Annotated in this window: 16 protein-coding genes; 12 read left to right on the plus strand and 4 right to left on the minus strand. The window is 59.7% G+C overall.

The features are described from left to right. Position 1 precedes the first annotated feature (1 nt). Positions 2–628: an alanyl-tRNA editing protein gene (locus GHO42_RS25310; protein ID WP_153327738.1), complete on the minus strand. Its 627-nt coding sequence runs from the start codon at positions 626–628 to the stop codon at positions 2–4. An 88-nt stretch (positions 629–716) separates the two neighbouring features. On the opposite strand from GHO42_RS25310, the gene GHO42_RS25315 reads away from it, so the two are divergent. Then, entirely contained in the window at positions 717–1,658 is a 942-nt protein-coding gene (locus tag GHO42_RS25315) for a LysR family transcriptional regulator (protein WP_095019651.1), read from the plus strand. 114 nt (positions 1,659–1,772) lie between these two features. On the opposite strand, the gene GHO42_RS25320 is transcribed toward GHO42_RS25315, so the two are convergent. Further along, positions 1,773–2,189: a PA2817 family protein gene (locus tag GHO42_RS25320; RefSeq protein ID WP_083369822.1), complete on the minus strand. Its 417-nt coding sequence runs from the start codon at positions 2,187–2,189 to the stop codon at positions 1,773–1,775. A gap of 63 nt (positions 2,190–2,252) precedes the next feature. Beyond that, positions 2,253–4,700: an acyl-CoA dehydrogenase gene (locus tag GHO42_RS25325; RefSeq protein WP_095021014.1), complete on the minus strand. Its 2,448-nt coding sequence runs from the start codon at positions 4,698–4,700 to the stop codon at positions 2,253–2,255. Positions 4,701–4,851: 151 nt separating this feature from the next. Between GHO42_RS25325 and GHO42_RS25330 the strand changes: the two genes are divergently transcribed. The 3 genes from GHO42_RS25330 to GHO42_RS25340 all read left to right on the plus strand — a co-directional run bounded on the left by GHO42_RS25330 (position 4,852) and on the right by GHO42_RS25340 (position 7,320). After that, on the plus strand, positions 4,852–5,478 hold the full coding sequence (locus tag GHO42_RS25330; protein WP_095003140.1) for a glutathione S-transferase: 627 nt from the start codon (positions 4,852–4,854) through the stop codon (positions 5,476–5,478). A gap of 133 nt (positions 5,479–5,611) precedes the next feature. Further along, positions 5,612–6,544 carry an ABC transporter ATP-binding protein gene (locus GHO42_RS25335; RefSeq protein ID WP_095003141.1) on the plus strand — a complete coding sequence of 311 codons (933 nt, stop codon included), beginning with the start codon at positions 5,612–5,614 and terminating at the stop codon, positions 6,542–6,544. Further along, positions 6,541–7,320 carry an ABC transporter permease gene (locus GHO42_RS25340; RefSeq protein ID WP_095003142.1) on the plus strand — a complete coding sequence of 260 codons (780 nt, stop codon included), beginning with the start codon at positions 6,541–6,543 and terminating at the stop codon, positions 7,318–7,320. Before GHO42_RS25335 ends, GHO42_RS25340 begins: the two co-directional genes overlap by 4 nt. 45 nt (positions 7,321–7,365) lie before the next feature. On the opposite strand, the gene GHO42_RS25345 is transcribed toward GHO42_RS25340, so the two are convergent. Then, on the minus strand, positions 7,366–7,881 hold the full coding sequence (locus GHO42_RS25345) for a DUF2062 domain-containing protein (protein WP_095003143.1): 516 nt from the start codon (positions 7,879–7,881) through the stop codon (positions 7,366–7,368). 133 nt (positions 7,882–8,014) lie between these two features. Here GHO42_RS25345 and GHO42_RS25350 point away from each other — a divergent pair, with 133 nt between their 5' ends. Genes GHO42_RS25350 through GHO42_RS25385 form a run of 8 tightly spaced genes read left to right on the plus strand, consistent with a single transcriptional unit; the run spans position 8,015 to position 14,964 of the window. Continuing rightward, complete coding sequence (locus GHO42_RS25350; RefSeq protein ID WP_178114955.1) at positions 8,015–10,234, plus strand: DNA internalization-related competence protein ComEC/Rec2; 2,220 nt, start codon at positions 8,015–8,017, stop codon at positions 10,232–10,234. A 48-nt stretch (positions 10,235–10,282) separates the two neighbouring features. Further along, positions 10,283–10,918: a MotA/TolQ/ExbB proton channel family protein gene (locus tag GHO42_RS25355; protein ID WP_095003171.1), complete on the plus strand. Its 636-nt coding sequence runs from the start codon at positions 10,283–10,285 to the stop codon at positions 10,916–10,918. Beyond that, a complete protein-coding gene (locus GHO42_RS25360; RefSeq protein WP_095003145.1) occupies positions 10,915–11,343 on the plus strand; it encodes a biopolymer transporter ExbD in 429 nt (142 codons plus the stop codon). Before GHO42_RS25355 ends, GHO42_RS25360 begins: the two co-directional genes overlap by 4 nt. Beyond that, complete coding sequence (gene lpxK / locus GHO42_RS25365; protein ID WP_153327742.1) at positions 11,343–12,353, plus strand: tetraacyldisaccharide 4'-kinase; 1,011 nt, start codon at positions 11,343–11,345, stop codon at positions 12,351–12,353. The genes GHO42_RS25360 and lpxK overlap by 1 nt, the downstream gene beginning before the upstream one ends. Before the next feature lie 21 nt (positions 12,354–12,374). Beyond that, positions 12,375–12,560, plus strand: a complete 186-nt coding sequence (locus GHO42_RS25370) for a Trm112 family protein (RefSeq protein ID WP_086796064.1) — start codon at positions 12,375–12,377, stop codon at positions 12,558–12,560. Further along, positions 12,557–13,321 (plus strand): 3-deoxy-manno-octulosonate cytidylyltransferase, encoded by a 765-nt coding sequence (kdsB, locus tag GHO42_RS25375; protein ID WP_153327744.1) that lies wholly within the window; start codon positions 12,557–12,559, stop codon positions 13,319–13,321. The genes GHO42_RS25370 and kdsB overlap by 4 nt, the downstream gene beginning before the upstream one ends. Continuing rightward, positions 13,318–14,337 (plus strand): UDP-N-acetylmuramate dehydrogenase, encoded by a 1,020-nt coding sequence (murB, locus tag GHO42_RS25380; RefSeq protein WP_095003148.1) that lies wholly within the window; start codon positions 13,318–13,320, stop codon positions 14,335–14,337. Before kdsB ends, murB begins: the two co-directional genes overlap by 4 nt. 15 nt (positions 14,338–14,352) lie before the next feature. Further along, positions 14,353–14,964 (plus strand): hypothetical protein, encoded by a 612-nt coding sequence (locus GHO42_RS25385; protein ID WP_178114956.1) that lies wholly within the window; start codon positions 14,353–14,355, stop codon positions 14,962–14,964. Positions 14,965–15,022 lie beyond the last annotated feature (58 nt).

Raw genomic sequence — 15,022 nt, forward strand, 5'->3', positions numbered from 1 at the left:
GTCAGGCCAGAGCGTAGCGTACTGAGAGCACGCCCTTTTTCTGACTTACGGACAACACGTTGACGGTGCCCAGTTCAGCCAGGGATTGCACATGGGTGCCGCCACATGGATAGCCCGGCAGCTCGCCAAAACGGATGGCGCGCTGCTCCGAGTCCAGGCAGGTATGCCTTTGCAGGTCGGCAGCGATCCATTGTGCCAGGGTGTGCTGTACGGCGTCGGCCTCAAGGGGTTGCGGATTGTCGCCGGCTACAAAGCTTACCCGGCATTCGCCTGGCCAGTGATGGGCTTTGGTGGGTACCCAGCCCAGTTGCTCGCCGCATACACCAATCAAATGCCCGGCCGAATGCAGGCGGGCATGCAACCGACGGCGGGTTTCGTCGACCTGAGCCTGTGCCCGGCCTGTCGGTACGGGCACGCTGACGTGGTGCACGATAGCATCCTGTCCCTGCACAACCTTGATGACCTGGCTGTCGCCGATCCAGCCCGTGTCGCTGGGTTGCCCGCCGCCCTGGGGATGAAAGGGGGTGGCGCAGAGGATGACGGCAAACCCGTCTTCTTGGGGCGCGCAGTGGATGACTTCGACCTCGCAGCTCACGGCGTCGTCATTGAAAAACAGGCGTTGGGTCATGGAGGTGTTCCTGAGCGGGTTTCGTTTTTAGTATAGGGGGGAGCCAGGAGTGTGATAATCCATCAAATTTTCAATGGACCTGTGCGCTGTGAGCATAAATCTCCCGTTGTCATTACTGGCTGAAATGGTCGTGTTTGTGAAAGTGGTCGAGGCAGGCAGCTTCTCTGAAGCCGCTCGTCAGCTTGGCACATCGCCTTCGGCGGTCAGTCGCAGTGTTGCCCGACTGGAAAAAGCCCTGGCCATTCGCTTACTGCAACGCACAACCCGCAAGCTCGGCCTGACCGATGCAGGTGAAGAGGTTTTCAAACGTTGCGATGAAATGGCCTGTTCGGCTCAGGCGGTGATGGACCTGAGCGGGCGTTTTACCCGGGAGGCCGAGGGGCTCATTCGCCTGAGCGTGCCCAAGGCCGTGGGGCGGTATGTGATACATCCCCATATGCCCGAGTTTCTGCGCCGTTACCCCAAGGTTGATGTGCAATTGATCCTCGAGGATCGTTATGTCGATTTGATCGATGACAACATTGACTTGAGCATTCGCATTACCGACCAGCCGCCACCGGGGCTGGTGGGGCGCCAACTGTTCCCGATCGAGCATTTACTCTGCGCCACACCGCAGTATCTGGCCGGGCACGGGGTACCGCAGCAGCCTGAGGACTTGCGTGACCATAGTTGCATTTACCTGGGGGAAACCCCGGCTGATGCGCGCTGGAAATTCAGGCAGGGTGGCAGGTCGGTAACGGTGGGGGTGCGCGGACGTTATGCGGCCAATCATACGGGCGTGCGCCTGGATGCGGTGTTGCAGCATATCGGGATCGGCAGCTTGCCGTACTTTACGGCACGCCAGGCGCTGGAGGAGGGGGTGGTGGTGCAGGTGCTGCCCGAGTGGAATTTTATTGCTTCCTACCACGGCGGCGTGTGGTTGCTACAAACGCCCACCCGGTATTTGCCGCCCAAGCTGCGAGTGTTTATCGACTTTCTGGTGGAGCGGATGGCGCAGGAACCGACGCTGGAGATGTGGCGTAATCCGTAGCAGCTGCCGAGGGCTGCGCCGCCGAACGCAGCCGTTGGAACGGCTACAGAGCTTTTGCTTCTTCAAAAAAAGCCCGCCAGGCAAAACCGGGCGGGCTTTTGGGTCGGACTGCGATCAGTGCTGCGGGCTGTCTTGTGTCGTGGGCAGCGCCATCAGTTGTTTTTCCTGATTCCAGTCAAACGGCTCATCGTTCAGTTCGGCTTCGTGGCGGCGCTCTTCCAGGGCCTGATACATGTCCAGCTCTTCATCCGACAGGAAGTTGAAGCAGGCGCCGCCGAAGTACCACAGCAGGTCGCGCGGGACCAGGTGGGCGATCTGCGGATAGCGCTCGATTACCTGGCACATGATGTCCTGGCCCAGGTACTGGCTGTTGATCGGGTCAACCGGCAACGAGCTGCGCATGTCGTCAAAACGCTCCAGGAACAGCGCGTGGCTTTCCTCGGGGATCTGCTCAGCGTCACCGACAGCAACCAGGATGCTGCGCAGAATGTCGAGCAGGACAAGGTTGTGGTTCAGATCGTTGGTGGCCATTGCGGGTGTCCTCTAGGGTAAAACGGGCGCGAGAGTATAAAGCTCATCGCGCTCGCTGTCCTGTTATCGAATCTTTCCTTCTGTGTGGCTGAGTTCTTCCTTGCTGAAGTCATCCACGTCGATGACCTTGCGTCGTGCGGCTTCGGCGGTGCGCAAGGTTTCAGCTTCGGCCGGTTGCAGTACCCCGGCTTGCAGCGCGGCATCGATGGACGGTTCTCCTGCAGCGGGTTTTACCTGGCCACTTTTCAGCGCTTCGTGGAGTTTTTTGTGCAGGGGGCGCGCTTCGCTCAGCAGGTTGCTGGCATGTTGCAGGGCGCCCACAGCGTCATCCGGCGATTGCGGGCGGTAGCAGCCAGCGAGCACGGCTTCAAGTGCCGGATCCCCTTTGGCGCGGCCCAACACTGCAGCGACCTCGGCATCCAGTGCGTCCGACGGACCGGTATGCCGGCGCCCAAACGGAAATACCACGCCGCGCAACAAAAAGCCCAGCGTTCGGCTCGGGAAGTTTTTCAACAGTTCATCCAGTGCGCGCTCAGCGTGGCCCAGGCTTTCTTCCATAGCCCATTTGAACAGCGGATCAAGGTATTGCGGCGAGTCGAGGTCGTGATAACGCTTGAGGGCGGCCGACGCCAGATACAAATGGCTCAGCACATCGCCCAGGCGCGCAGACAAGCGCTCGCGGCGTTTGAGCTCACCGCCCAGCAGCATCATGCTCAGGTCCGCGAGCAGGGCAAACGCCGCCGCCTGACGGTTGAGCGCGCGGAAGTAACCCTGGCTCAACGGGTTGCCGGGCGCAGCTTCGAAACGGCCAATGCCCAGGTTCAACACCAGCGTGCTGGAAGCGTTGCTGATGGCAAAACCAATGTGTTTGAGCAGCAGGGCGTCAAACTCCAGCATGGCTTGATCTTTATCTTCCCGCCCGGCCAAGGCCATTTCCTTCAGCACAAAGGGATGGCAACGGATGGCGCCCTGACCGAAGATCATCAGGTTGCGCGAGAGGATATTGGCGCCCTCTACAGTGATGAAGATCGGAGCCCCTTGCCAGTTACGCCCCAGGTAGTTGTTGGGGCCCATGATGATGCCTTTGCCACCGTGCACGTCCATCGCATGGCTGATGCACTCGCGGCCGCGTTCGGTAAGGTGGTACTTGAGAATGGCCGAAAGAACCGAGGGTTTTTCCCCCAGATCCACCGCGTTGGCGGTCAGCATGCGGGCGCTGTCCATCAGCCAGGCATTGCCGCCGATACGCGCCAGCGCCTCCTGAATGCCCTCGAAGGCGGCCAGTGGCACATTGAACTGTTCGCGTACCTGAGCATATTGGCCGGTCACCAGGCTGGTGAACTTGGCCGCGCCGGTGCCCACTGCCGGCAACGAAATCGACCGTCCCACCGACAGGCAATTCATCAGCATCATCCAGCCTTTGCCGAGCATTTCCTGGCCGCCGATCAGGTAGTCGAGCGGGATAAACACATCTTTGCCCGAGTTCGGGCCGTTCATGAAGGCTGCGCCCAGGGGGAGATGGCGACGGCCGATCTCGACGCCGGGGGTGTCGGTAGGGATCAATGCCAGGCTGATGCCCAGGTCCTCTTTGTCGCCCAGCAGATGGTCCGGGTCATGGGCCTTGAACGCCAGGCCCAGCAGCGTGGCGACGGGGCCAAGAGTGATATAGCGTTTCTCCCAGTTCAGGCGCAGGCCGATAACTTCCTCACCTTGCCATTGGCCTTTGCAAATGATCCCGGTGTCGGGCATTGCCCCGGCATCTGAGCCTGCCAGGGGCCCGGTCAGGGCAAAGCAGGGGATGTCATCACCACGGGCCAGGCGTGGCAGATAGTGGTCGCGTTGTTCATCGGTGCCGTAATGCAGCAGCAGTTCAGCGGGGCCCAGGGAATTGGGCACCATTACGGTGGAAGCCAGATCGCCACTGCGGGTGGCCAGTTTCATGGCGACCTGGGAATGGGCGTAGGCCGAGAACCCTTTACCGCCGTAGGCTTTGGGGATGATCAGGGCGAAGAAGCCATGCTCCTTGATGTGCGCCCAGGCCTGCGGTGGCAAGTCCATGGCCTGGCCGATTTCCCAGTCGCTGACCATTGCGCACAACTCTTCGGTGGGGCCGTCAATAAATGCCTGTTCCTCTTCGGTCAGCCGGGCCTTGGGGTAGGCCAGCAGCTGGTTCCAGTCGGGGCGGCCGCTAAACAACTGGCCGTCCCACCACACGGTGCCGGCATCGATGGCATCGCGTTCGGTTTGCGACATCGGCGGCAGGGTCTTCTGGAACCAATTGAACAGGGGGGCGGTAAAGATTTTGCGACGAAGTTCGGGCAACAGCAGCAGGGCCGTGGGCGCGGCCAGCAGCAGCCAGAGGATTGCCAGCAACCCGCCAGGTACATGGCCGATAACCCCCATGGCCAGTAAATACACCGCGACCACGGCAATGATCGTCAGGGGGGCGATGCGGCGATGGGCCATATAGGCGATGCCAACAATCAGAACCAGTATCCACAACAACAGCATATTCAATCCTCCATGAAATCAGGGGCGTGCACCCTTGTGAGCTTAGTCGCAACTTTCGATCAGGGTTGTAGGGATAGTGACCTCGCGCTGGAGACGGAGTTCGTCATCCCGGCGTAGACTCCTTCGGCGTCTATCAATCAGGAGCCAGATCATGCTGAAAGTGTGGGGTCGCAAGAATTCGTCAAACGTGCGCAAGGCGTTGTGGTGTGTTGAAGAGCTGGCGTTGCCGTATAGCCGGGTAGAGGCGGGCGGCGCCTTTGGGGTGGTCAACAGCCCTGAGTACCGGGCGTTGAACCCTAATGGCCAGGTGCCTGTGATTGAAGAGGACGACGGCTTCGTGCTGTGGGAGTCAAACACCATCGTGCGTTACCTCTCTGCCAGATATGGCTCGGATACGTCATGGTACCCAACCGATGCACGTGTGCGGGCGCAGGCGGACAAGTGGATGGACTGGACCAGCACTTCCTTTGCCGGGGTGTTTCGCACGGTGTTCTGGGGTGTCTTGCGTACGCCTGCCGAGCAGCAGGACTGGGTGGCAATCAACGCCGCAATCAAGGCCAGCGGCGAATTGCTTGCCGTGGCCGATCGGGCCCTGGCTGAAAAACCCTACTTGTCCGGTGATGAAATCGGCATGGGTGATATCCCGCTGGGTAGCTTCATTTACGCCTGGTTTGAAATGCCCATCGAACGCCCGCCCCTGCCGCACCTGAGTGCCTGGTATGAGCGCTTGAAGCAGCGTCCGGCCTATCGAAATGCCGTCATGACCGCGTTGACTTAATAGCCACTATTAATACGGGCGACTGTACTTGTGCGGCGAGGCCAAGCACCATAGGGTCTTGTCGGACTTGTCCTACAGGCTGTTCGCCCTTATTTACAATTCCCCTTTCCCCCATCTTGGTGCGTAATCCGATATGAGTTCCGCTCTGTCCATACGGCAGCTAACCAAAACCTACGGCAACGGTTTCCAGGCCCTGAGTGGTATCGATCTGGATGTCGCCGAAGGTGACTTTTTTGCCTTGCTGGGCCCTAACGGTGCCGGCAAATCCACCACCATCGGCATTCTCTCGACCCTGGTCAACAAGACCGGCGGCACGGTGAATATCTTTGGCCATGATCTTGATCGCAATCCCGCAGCCCTCAAGCGTTCGATTGGTGTGGTTCCGCAGGAATTCAACTTCAACCAGTTTGAAAAGACCTTCGATATCGTCGTGACCCAGGCGGGGTACTACGGTATTCCGGCGAAAATCGCCAAGGAACGAGCCGAAAAATACCTGACGCAGTTAGGGCTCTGGGACAAGCGCGACACGCCATCGCGTTCGTTGTCCGGTGGCATGAAGCGCCGCCTGATGATTGCCCGGGCTTTGGTGCATGAGCCGCGTCTGTTGATCCTCGATGAGCCTACCGCCGGTGTCGACATTGAGCTGCGCCGCTCGATGTGGTCCTTCCTCACCGGGCTGAACGAGCAGGGCACCACCATCATCCTCACCACCCACTATCTGGAAGAGGCTGAGCAGCTGTGCCGCAATATCGGGATCATCGATCACGGCACCATTGTCGAAAACACCAGCATGCGCCAACTGCTTGGGCAGTTGCATGTCGAGACCTTTTTGCTCGACTTGAAGCAACCGCTGCAGGCTGCCCCTCAGTTGATCGGCTACCCGAGCCAGTTGCTCGATGCCGCGACCCTGGAGGTCCAGGTCGACAAGGTGGTGGGCATTACCGGTCTGTTCACTCAATTGGCCGCGCAAAATATTGAAGTGGTGAGCTTGCGCAACAAAACCAATCGCCTTGAGGAGTTGTTTGTGTCGTTGGTCGAGAAAAACCTGGCAAAGGTGGCGGTATGAGCTCGGAGCTGCGTCCCAACCTGATTGCGTTGAACACCATTATTTACCGTGAGGTCCGCCGCTTTATGCGGATCTGGCCGCAAACCCTGCTGCCACCTGCGATCACCATGGTTTTGTACTTTGTGATCTTCGGTAACCTGATTGGTCGGCAAATCGGCGATATGGGTGGCTTCACCTATATGGAGTACATTGTGCCGGGTCTGATCATGATGTCGGTGATCACCAACTCCTACGGTAACGTGGTGTCGAGCTTCTTTGGCGCCAAGTTCCAGCGTTCGATTGAAGAGCTGATGGTCTCGCCGGTGTCGCCCCACACGATCCTGATCGGTTTTACCGTGGGCGGGATCTTGCGCGGCCTGATCGTGGGCCTGATCGTGACCCTGCTGTCGCTGTTCTTTACCCATCTGCAGGTGCATCACCTGGGCCTGACCATTGTGGTGGTGGTGCTGACCGCTACGATTTTCTCGTTGCTGGGGTTTATCAACGCCGTTTTTGCACGCAATTTCGACGATATTTCGATTATTCCGACCTTCGTACTGACGCCGCTGACGTATCTGGGCGGGGTTTTCTACTCCATCACCCTGCTGCCGCCGTTCTGGCAGAGCGTGTCGCTGGCCAACCCGGTGCTGCATATGGTCAACGCCTTTCGCTACGGCATCCTGGGCGTTTCGGACATCAAGATCAGTGTCGCGCTGACCTTTATGGTGGTGGCGACCATCGTGCTCTACTTCGGCTGCGCCAGGCTGCTGGTCAGCGGGCGCGGGATGCGTCAGTAGTTGTTGTGACATGCGGATAAAAAAGGCCCCTGTTCGGGGCCTTTTTTATGGGTGTCTGTTTTTGCGGGCTTTCCATTTATGGCTGACCCACCAGCGCCAATAGAGCATGGTCAGGCAATAGGCCAATGCGCCGAGCACCACGCCGCAGACCACCGAGCCCAGCAAGAATGGCTGCCACACAGTAGAGAGCTGGCCGCTGATCCATTCCCAGGTCAGTTCGTCGGGCAGGGTGCGCGCCGGCACGTTCATCAGCCAGGCGCCCAGCTGGTAGGTGCAATAAAACACCGGGGGCATGGTGATGGGGTTGGTCAGCCATACCAGGCCCACGGAGATCGGCATATTGCTGCGAACCCTTATTGCCAGAAAGGCCGCCAGAAGCATCTGGAACGGCATGGGTATAAAGGCCGCGAAAATGCCCACCGCCATTGCCCGGGCCACGGAGTGACGGTTGAGGTGCCAGAGGTTGGGGTCATGGAGCAAGGTGCCCAAAAATCGTAAGGACTTGTGTTCCCTGATCAGGGCCGGATCTGGCATGAAACGTTTGATCAAACGCCGTGGCATGGGCCTCTCCCTAGGTCAAGGGGGCAGTATGCCCAAATTCGACAGGATGCCTATTTAGACTTTGTGACAATTTCTTAAGCGCGGCCCCGGGATTCCAGCTAATCCGAGTCAAAGGGATAAGTTGAGTATAGGCATGTACACAGGGATGTTTGCGCTGGCAGCGGGCCTGATCACGCTGCGGTTTTTACCTGGTTTACCGTCTGCCGGGTGGTTGCTGCTGATGGCGACGGCGGCGGGGGTGTTGCTATTGGCCTGCAGGGGCTGGCCGGTGGGGCTTTATGTGCTTGGGCTGTGCTGGGCCTGCTTTCAGGGGCAAAGGGCACTGGATAACCGTCTGGCTGACTCATTCGACGGGCGTACGCTCTGGGTCGAAGGGCGTGTGATCGGCTTGCCGCAGCAGTCTGGAACATCCGTCCGCTTTGAATTGCAGGGGGCAAAGTCGCGCCACGGTGCTTTGCCCGCGACTATCAGGCTGAGCTGGTATGGCGGCCCTGCGGTGAACAGCGGCGAGCGCTGGCGGCTGGCGGTCAAACTCAAGAAACCCAAAGGCTTGCTCAATCCTCAGGGGTTTGATTTTGAGGCCTGGTTACTGGCGCAGCGCATCGGTGCGACCGGTACGGTCAAGCAGGGGCATTTACAGGAGGCTGCCAGTCACGCCTGGCGTGACGGCTTGCGTCAGCGTCTGCTGCGCATTGATGCCCAGGGCCGGGCTTCGTGGTTGGCGGCGCTGGTACTGGGTGATGGATCGGGTCTGAGTCGCGATGACTGGACGTTGTTGCAAGCGACCGGCACGGTGCATCTGCTGGTGATCTCGGGCCAGCATATTGGCCTGTTTGCCGGCTTGATCTATGGATTTATCGCCTTGCTGGCGCGTTATGGGCTGTGGCCACGTCGTTTGCCGTGGTTACCCTGGGCTTGTGCCCTGGCGTTTATTGGCGCCACGGGTTACGGCGTGCTGGCGGGCTTTGAAGTGCCGGTGCAGCGCGCGTGCATGATGCTCGGACTGGTGCTGGCATGGCGTTTGTGGTTTCGGCAACTGGGCGTGTGGCTGCCTTTTTTGCTGGCGCTCAATGCCGTGCTGATCGTCGAGCCGCTGGCGAGTTTGCGGGCGGGGTTCTGGTTGTCATTCAGCGCCGTGGCGGTGCTTCTCTTTACCTTCAGTGGCCGCTTGGGGGCGTGGGGGTGGCGGGCCATGTGGTTGCGCCCTCACGGCCTGATCGCCCTGGGCTTGTTCCCGATGCTGTGGATACTCGATCTGCCCATCAGCCTGACCGGGCCGCTGGCCAATCTGATAGCCGTCCCCTGGATCAGCCTGGCAGTGCTGCCAACAGCTTTGCTGGGGACCTTGCTGTTGTCTGTGCCCTGGCTGGGGGAAAACCTGCTGTGGCTGTCAGGTGGCCTGATCGATGGGTTGGTCCAGGGTTTGAGCCTGCTGGCCGATGTGTTTACGCCGTGGTTGCCCGTATCCGTGCCGATTTACATTTGGCTGTTGAGTGCGGCCGGAGTGCTGATCCTGTTGTTGCCTGCGGGGATGGTCTTGCGGCCGCTGGGTTGGCCGCTGGTGCTGCTGGCGCTGTTTGCGCCCCGTGAACAGATCCCCCGCGGTCAGGTCGAGGTGCTGCAGCTGGATGTTGGTCAGGGTCTGGCGATTGCCTTGCGTACCCGCAATCACACTCTGTTGTACGACGCAGGCCCCAAGTCAGGGAATCTGGATCAGGGCGAGCGGGTGGTGGTGCCGGTTTTGCGTTCATTGGGGGTGGCCGAGCTGGATTTGATGCTGCTCAGTCACGCCGATTCGGATCATGCCGGTGGGGCGCTGGCGGTGCAGCGGGGCGTCAGCGTGAAACGGGTGATTAGCGGCGATGTGCCGGGGCTGGCGGAGCCGTTGCGGGCGCAACCCTGTGTCAGTGGGGAAACTTGGGAATGGGATGGTGTGAGTTTTTCACTCTGGCAGTGGGCGGGGGCCAGCGACAGTAATCAAAAGTCCTGCGTGTTGCAGGTGCAGGCCGGTGATGAGCGGTTGCTGCTGACCGGGGATATCGATGCCAGGGCCGAGCGTGCCTTGCTGCAAAGCCCGCTGGGCGTGCCTACCCGCTGGTTGCAGGCTCCTCATCACGGCAGCAAGACCTCGTCGTCGATGGTGTTTCTCAAGGCCCTGGCGCCTGAAATCGTGCTGATCTCCCGGGGGCATGGCAACAGCTTCGGTCATCCCCATCCACAGGTGATGGCCCGGTATCAGGCGCTGGGGGTGCAGGTACTGGACAGCGCCGAGCAGGGTGCGGTGAAGTTTCGCCTGGGGGCGTCGGGCAAGGCTGAAAGCATGCGCGACCAACGCCGGTTCTGGCGCGATTGACGCTGCCCCTGTGGTAGAGTGGCACACTTTTTCGAGGGGATTGTCACTGTGTGGGAACTGGTCAAATCCGGCGGCTGGATGATGTTGCCGATCATTCTGAGCTCTGTTGCCGCGCTGGGCATTATTGTCGAGCGTCTGTGGACCCTGCGTGCCAGTCGCGTGACCCCGGAGCATCTGCTCGGTCAGGTCTGGGTCTGGATCAAAGACAAGCAAATGGACAAGGAAAAACTCAAGCAATTGCGTGCCGATTCGCCTCTGGGTGAGATTCTTGCCGCGGGCCTGGCCAACTCCCGTCATGGTCGCGAAATCATGAAAGAGTGCATTGAAGAGGCCGCCGCGCGCGTTATTCATGAGCTTGAGCGCTACCTCAATACCCTGGGCACCATTGCCGCAATGGCGCCCTTGCTGGGGCTGCTGGGTACGGTGCTGGGCATGATCGATATTTTCAGCTCGTTCATGGGCTCGGGAATGACCTCCAATGCTGCGGTGCTGGCGGGTGGTATTTCCAAGGCGCTGATCACCACGGCCGCAGGCCTGATGGTGGGTATCCCGGCCGTATTCTTCCATCGTTTCCTGCAGCGTCGTGTTGACGACCTGGTGGTTGGCATGGAGCAGGAGGCAATCAAGCTGGTTGAAGTGGTTCAGGGCGACCGTGAAGTCGATATGGTCGGGAGTAAAGCGTGAAATTTCGCCGCAAGCCACGGGAAACAGTTGATATCAACCTCGCGTCATTGATTGACGTGGTGTTTATCCTGTTGCTGTTTTTTGTCGTGACCACCACCTTCACCCGCGAAACCCAGTTGCGCGTCGATCTGCCGGAGGCTGTCAGCGGTTCACCCAGCGATGAGCAGAATGGCAAGCAACTGGATATCGCCATCAGCGCAGACGGGGTTTTCTCGGTGAATAACCAGTTGTTGCCCAAGAATGATCTGGCCAGCCTGATGGAGGCCCTGCAGAAAGAGTCCGGTGGCGATACCCGTTTGCCGCTGTCGATCAGCGCCGATGGCAAAACGCAACATCAGGCGGTCATCACCGCGATGGACGCGGCCGGCAAGCTCGGCTTTAGCCATTTGCGCATGACCACGGTTGAGGCGCAGACGACTCCCTGATGGCCATGTCCGATCGTTTACTGCGTGCCTGGTATGCCGGGCATCCGCTGCTGATCCTGTTGCGACCACTCGAATGCCTCTACCGACGGGTGGTTGAGCGCAAGCGGGCACGTTTTGTCGCCGGTGAGGGCGAGATCTATCGCCCGCCGGTGCCGTTGATCGTGGTGGGGAACATCACGGTCGGCGGCACCGGCAAAACGCCATTAATCCTGTGGCTGATAGAGCACTGTCAGCGCCAGGGACTGCGCGTTGGCGTGGTCAGTCGCGGCTATGGCGCGACCCCGCCGCAACTGCCGTGGCGTGTACGCGCCGAGCAAAGTGCTGTGCAGGCGGGGGATGAACCTTTGCTGATCGTGCAGCGCACCGGTGTGCCCCTGATGATCGATCCCGACCGCAGTCGGGCGATCAAGGCGCTACTGGCCAGCGAGCCGCTGGACCTGATCCTGTCGGATGACGGGTTGCAGCACTACCGTATGGCGCGGGATCTGGAGCTGGTGTTGATCGACAATGCCAGAGGCCTGGGTAATGGCCGTTGCCTGCCTGCCGGGCCGCTGCGCGAACCGGTCGAGCGCCTGCAGAGCGTTGACGCGGTGCTCTATAACGGCGCTGCCAGCGACCCGCAGGGCGGTTTTGCCTTTGCGTTGCAACCCACCGCACTGGTGAATCTGGTGAGTGGGGAGCGCAAGGCGCTGGACTTTTTTCCTGCGCAGCAGGCTCTGCATGCGGTCGCCGGTATCGGCAACCCGCAGCGTTTCTTCACCACCCTTGAAACGCTACACTGGCGGCCAATTGCTCATGCGTTTGCTGATCACGCGCCTTATAGCGCCGAAATATTGAATTTCTCGCCATCATTACCCGTGGTCATGACCGAAAAGGACGCGGTGAAGTGCCGTGACTTCGCGTCATCCGACTGGTGGTATCTGGCTGTTGATGCAGTGCCTTCCGAGGCCTTTGTGTTGTGGTTTGACCAACAATTGCTGCGTTTTTTACCTGATCGTCTTTTACCCTAACTCATCTCAAGGGGAACATTTATGGACACCAAGCTGCTCGATATCCTCGCCTGCCCTGTTTGCAAAGGCCCGCTCAAGCTCAGCGCCGACAAGACCGAGCTGATCAGCAAGGGCGCAGGCCTGGCTTACCCGATCCGTGATGGCATTCCGGTAATGCTCGAAACCGAAGCCCGCACCCTCACTGCCGAAGAGCGTCTGGATAAATGATCCCGGTTTTTACCGTCGTTATCCCGTCGCGCTATGCCTCGACCCGTTTACCGGGCAAGCCGCTGCAAATGATCGCCGGCAAGCCGATGGTCCAGCATGTCTGGGAGCAGGCCTGTAAAAGCAGCGCGCAACGTGTGGTCGTTGCCACTGACGATATGCGTATTGTCGAGGCCTGCAAGGCGTTCGGCGCCGAGGTGCTGCTGACCCGTGCCGACCATGAATCCGGCACTGATCGCCTGGCCGAAGTGGCTACGCAACTGGGTCTGGCCAGCGATGCCATCGTGGTTAACGTGCAGGGCGATGAGCCGATGATCCCGCCACAGGTGATCGATCAGGTTGCGCTCAACCTGGCGGCCCATGGCGAGGCGAGCATGGCGACCCTGGCCGAGCCTATCGATGATGTCGAGACGCTGTTCAATCCCAATGTGGTCAAGGTGGTCAGTGATATCAACGGGCTGGCGCTGACCTTCAGCCGGGCCACGTTGCCCTGGGCGCGGGATGACTTTGCACTGCACCCGGACGCACTGCCAGCAGGCGTGCCTTACCGTCGACATATCGGCATCTACGCCTATCGAGCTGGCTTCCTGCATGACTTCGTCAGCTGGGGGGCTTGCTGGCTCGAAAACACCGAGCGCCTCGAGCAACTGCGGGCGCTGTGGCATGGTGTGCGTATTCACGTGGCCGATGTGCTTGAAGCTCCGCCTGCCGGGGTAGATACCGTGGAAGATCTTGAGCGCGTTCGGCGTTTGCTGGAGTCATGAGTTTGGACATGCAGGTCAATGCGTCGCTCAAGCCCTTCAATAGCTTTGGTGTTGATGTGAAGGCCAGCCTGTTTGCCCAGGCGCACAACGATGATGATGTGCGCCAGGCCTTGCTGTGTGCGGCTGAGCACAAGTTGCCGTTGCTGGTGATTGGCGGCGGCAGCAACCTGCTGTTGACTGGTGATGTGCCAGCGCTGGTTTTGCGCATGGCCAGTCGCGGTATCCGCTTGCTGGAAGATGATGGCGAGCGGGTAGTGGTGGAGGCTGAAGCGGGGGAGGTCTGGCATGCCTTCGTGCTGTGGACCCTTGAGCAGGGCTTGTCGGGCCTGGAAAACCTCAGCCTGATCCCTGGCACCGTGGGTGCCGCGCCGATGCAGAATATCGGCGCCTATGGGGTCGAGATCAAGGATGTATTCGCAGGCCTTACAGCGCTCGACCGGCAAACCGGCGAGTTGCGTGAGTTCAGTCTGGCCGAATGCAACTTTGCCTATCGTGACAGTCTGTTCAAGCAGCAGGCCGGGCGCTGGTTGATTTTGCGTGTGCGCTTTGCCCTGAGCAGGGCCATGCATCTGCATCTGGAGTACGGCCCTGTGCGTCAGCGCCTGGCCGAGCAGGGCATTGAGCAGCCGACGGCCTGTGATGTAAGTCGGGCTATCTGCAGTATCCGCAGCGAAAAACTGCCTGACCCAGCGGTGTTGGGCAATGCCGGCAGCTTCTTCAAGAATCCGCTGGTATCGGCAAGCCTGGCGGCGGAATTGAAATTGGCCCACCCCGGCCTGATTGGTTACCCACAAGCCGATGGCCAGGTAAAGCTGGCGGCGGGCTGGCTGATCGAAACTGCAGGCTGGAAGGGCTTTCGTGAGGCGGATGCCGGAGTGCATCGCCTGCAGTCGTTGGTGCTGGTCAACTATGGGTCGGCTACCGGTTTGCAGTTGCTGGCCCTTGCGCAGCGTATTCAGGCAGATATCGAGCAGCGCTTTGCGGTGCAGCTGGAGATGGAGCCCAACCTGTATTAGCGGTCTGGACTATCAATGAAGCACATACCGGCAGGGGCGCTGGCGTTGGCACTGGTGACGTTGACCGGTTGTGTCACTGCTCCGCCCAAAGATCAAAACAACCTGTGCAGTATCTATAGGCAATATCCGGCCTGGTACAAAGACTCGGTAGCGATGCAGGAGCGCTGGGGCACGCCTGTGCATGTTGCGATGGCAATCATGAAGCAGGAAAGCAGCTTCGTTGCCGATGCGCTTCCGCCTCGTGCTTACCTTTTGTGGGTCATCCCGTGGGGCCGGGTCAGCCCGTCCTACGGCTATGCACAGGCTCAGCCTCCGGCATGGCGTGACTTTGAAAACAGCATGGGCAGTTCCGGGGCGCGCGACAATTTCGCTGACGCCATCATGTTTATCGGTTGGTACACCGCGGGTACCCAGCGTCAATTGGGGATCTCCAAGTGGGATACCTATAACCAGTACCTGGCGTATCACGAGGGCAGGGGGGGTTACAGTCGCAATACCTATCGCGCCAAACCCTGGTTGATGCAGGTGGCGCGTAAAGTCGAGCAGCAGTCCAAAACCTATGGTGCACAGCTTGGCCAATGTCGCGGTGAGCTGGAGAGAGGTCGTCGCTCGTTCTGGCCTTTTTGATTTACCTCACAGGCATAAAAAAAGCCCCGCCAGTTCAGAACTGGCGGGGCTTTTTAAT

It is taken from the genome of Pseudomonas sp. FSL R10-0056 (assembly GCF_009600105.1).
In the GTDB taxonomy this organism is placed as follows: Bacteria; Pseudomonadota; Gammaproteobacteria; order Pseudomonadales; family Pseudomonadaceae; genus Aquipseudomonas; species Aquipseudomonas bubulae.

Coding starts and splice junctions, on each gene's coding strand:
- GHO42_RS25310 (WP_153327738.1), bottom strand. CDS start 628: ATGACCCAACGCCTGTTTTTCAATGACGACGCCGTGAGCTGCGAGGTC.
- GHO42_RS25320 (WP_083369822.1), bottom strand. CDS start 2,189: ATGGCCACCAACGATCTGAACCACAACCTTGTCCTGCTCGACATTCTG.
- GHO42_RS25325 (WP_095021014.1), bottom strand. CDS start 4,700: ATGCTGTTGTTGTGGATACTGGTTCTGATTGTTGGCATCGCCTATATG.
- GHO42_RS25330 (WP_095003140.1), top strand. CDS start 4,852: ATGCTGAAAGTGTGGGGTCGCAAGAATTCGTCAAACGTGCGCAAGGCG.
- GHO42_RS25335 (WP_095003141.1), top strand. CDS start 5,612: ATGAGTTCCGCTCTGTCCATACGGCAGCTAACCAAAACCTACGGCAAC.
- GHO42_RS25340 (WP_095003142.1), top strand. CDS start 6,541: ATGAGCTCGGAGCTGCGTCCCAACCTGATTGCGTTGAACACCATTATT.
- GHO42_RS25345 (WP_095003143.1), bottom strand. CDS start 7,881: ATGCCACGGCGTTTGATCAAACGTTTCATGCCAGATCCGGCCCTGATC.
- GHO42_RS25350 (WP_178114955.1), top strand. CDS start 8,015: ATGTACACAGGGATGTTTGCGCTGGCAGCGGGCCTGATCACGCTGCGG.
- lpxK (WP_153327742.1), top strand. CDS start 11,343: ATGGCCATGTCCGATCGTTTACTGCGTGCCTGGTATGCCGGGCATCCG.
- GHO42_RS25370 (WP_086796064.1), top strand. CDS start 12,375: ATGGACACCAAGCTGCTCGATATCCTCGCCTGCCCTGTTTGCAAAGGC.
- kdsB (WP_153327744.1), top strand. CDS start 12,557: ATGATCCCGGTTTTTACCGTCGTTATCCCGTCGCGCTATGCCTCGACC.
- murB (WP_095003148.1), top strand. CDS start 13,318: ATGAGTTTGGACATGCAGGTCAATGCGTCGCTCAAGCCCTTCAATAGC.
- GHO42_RS25385 (WP_178114956.1), top strand. CDS start 14,353: ATGAAGCACATACCGGCAGGGGCGCTGGCGTTGGCACTGGTGACGTTG.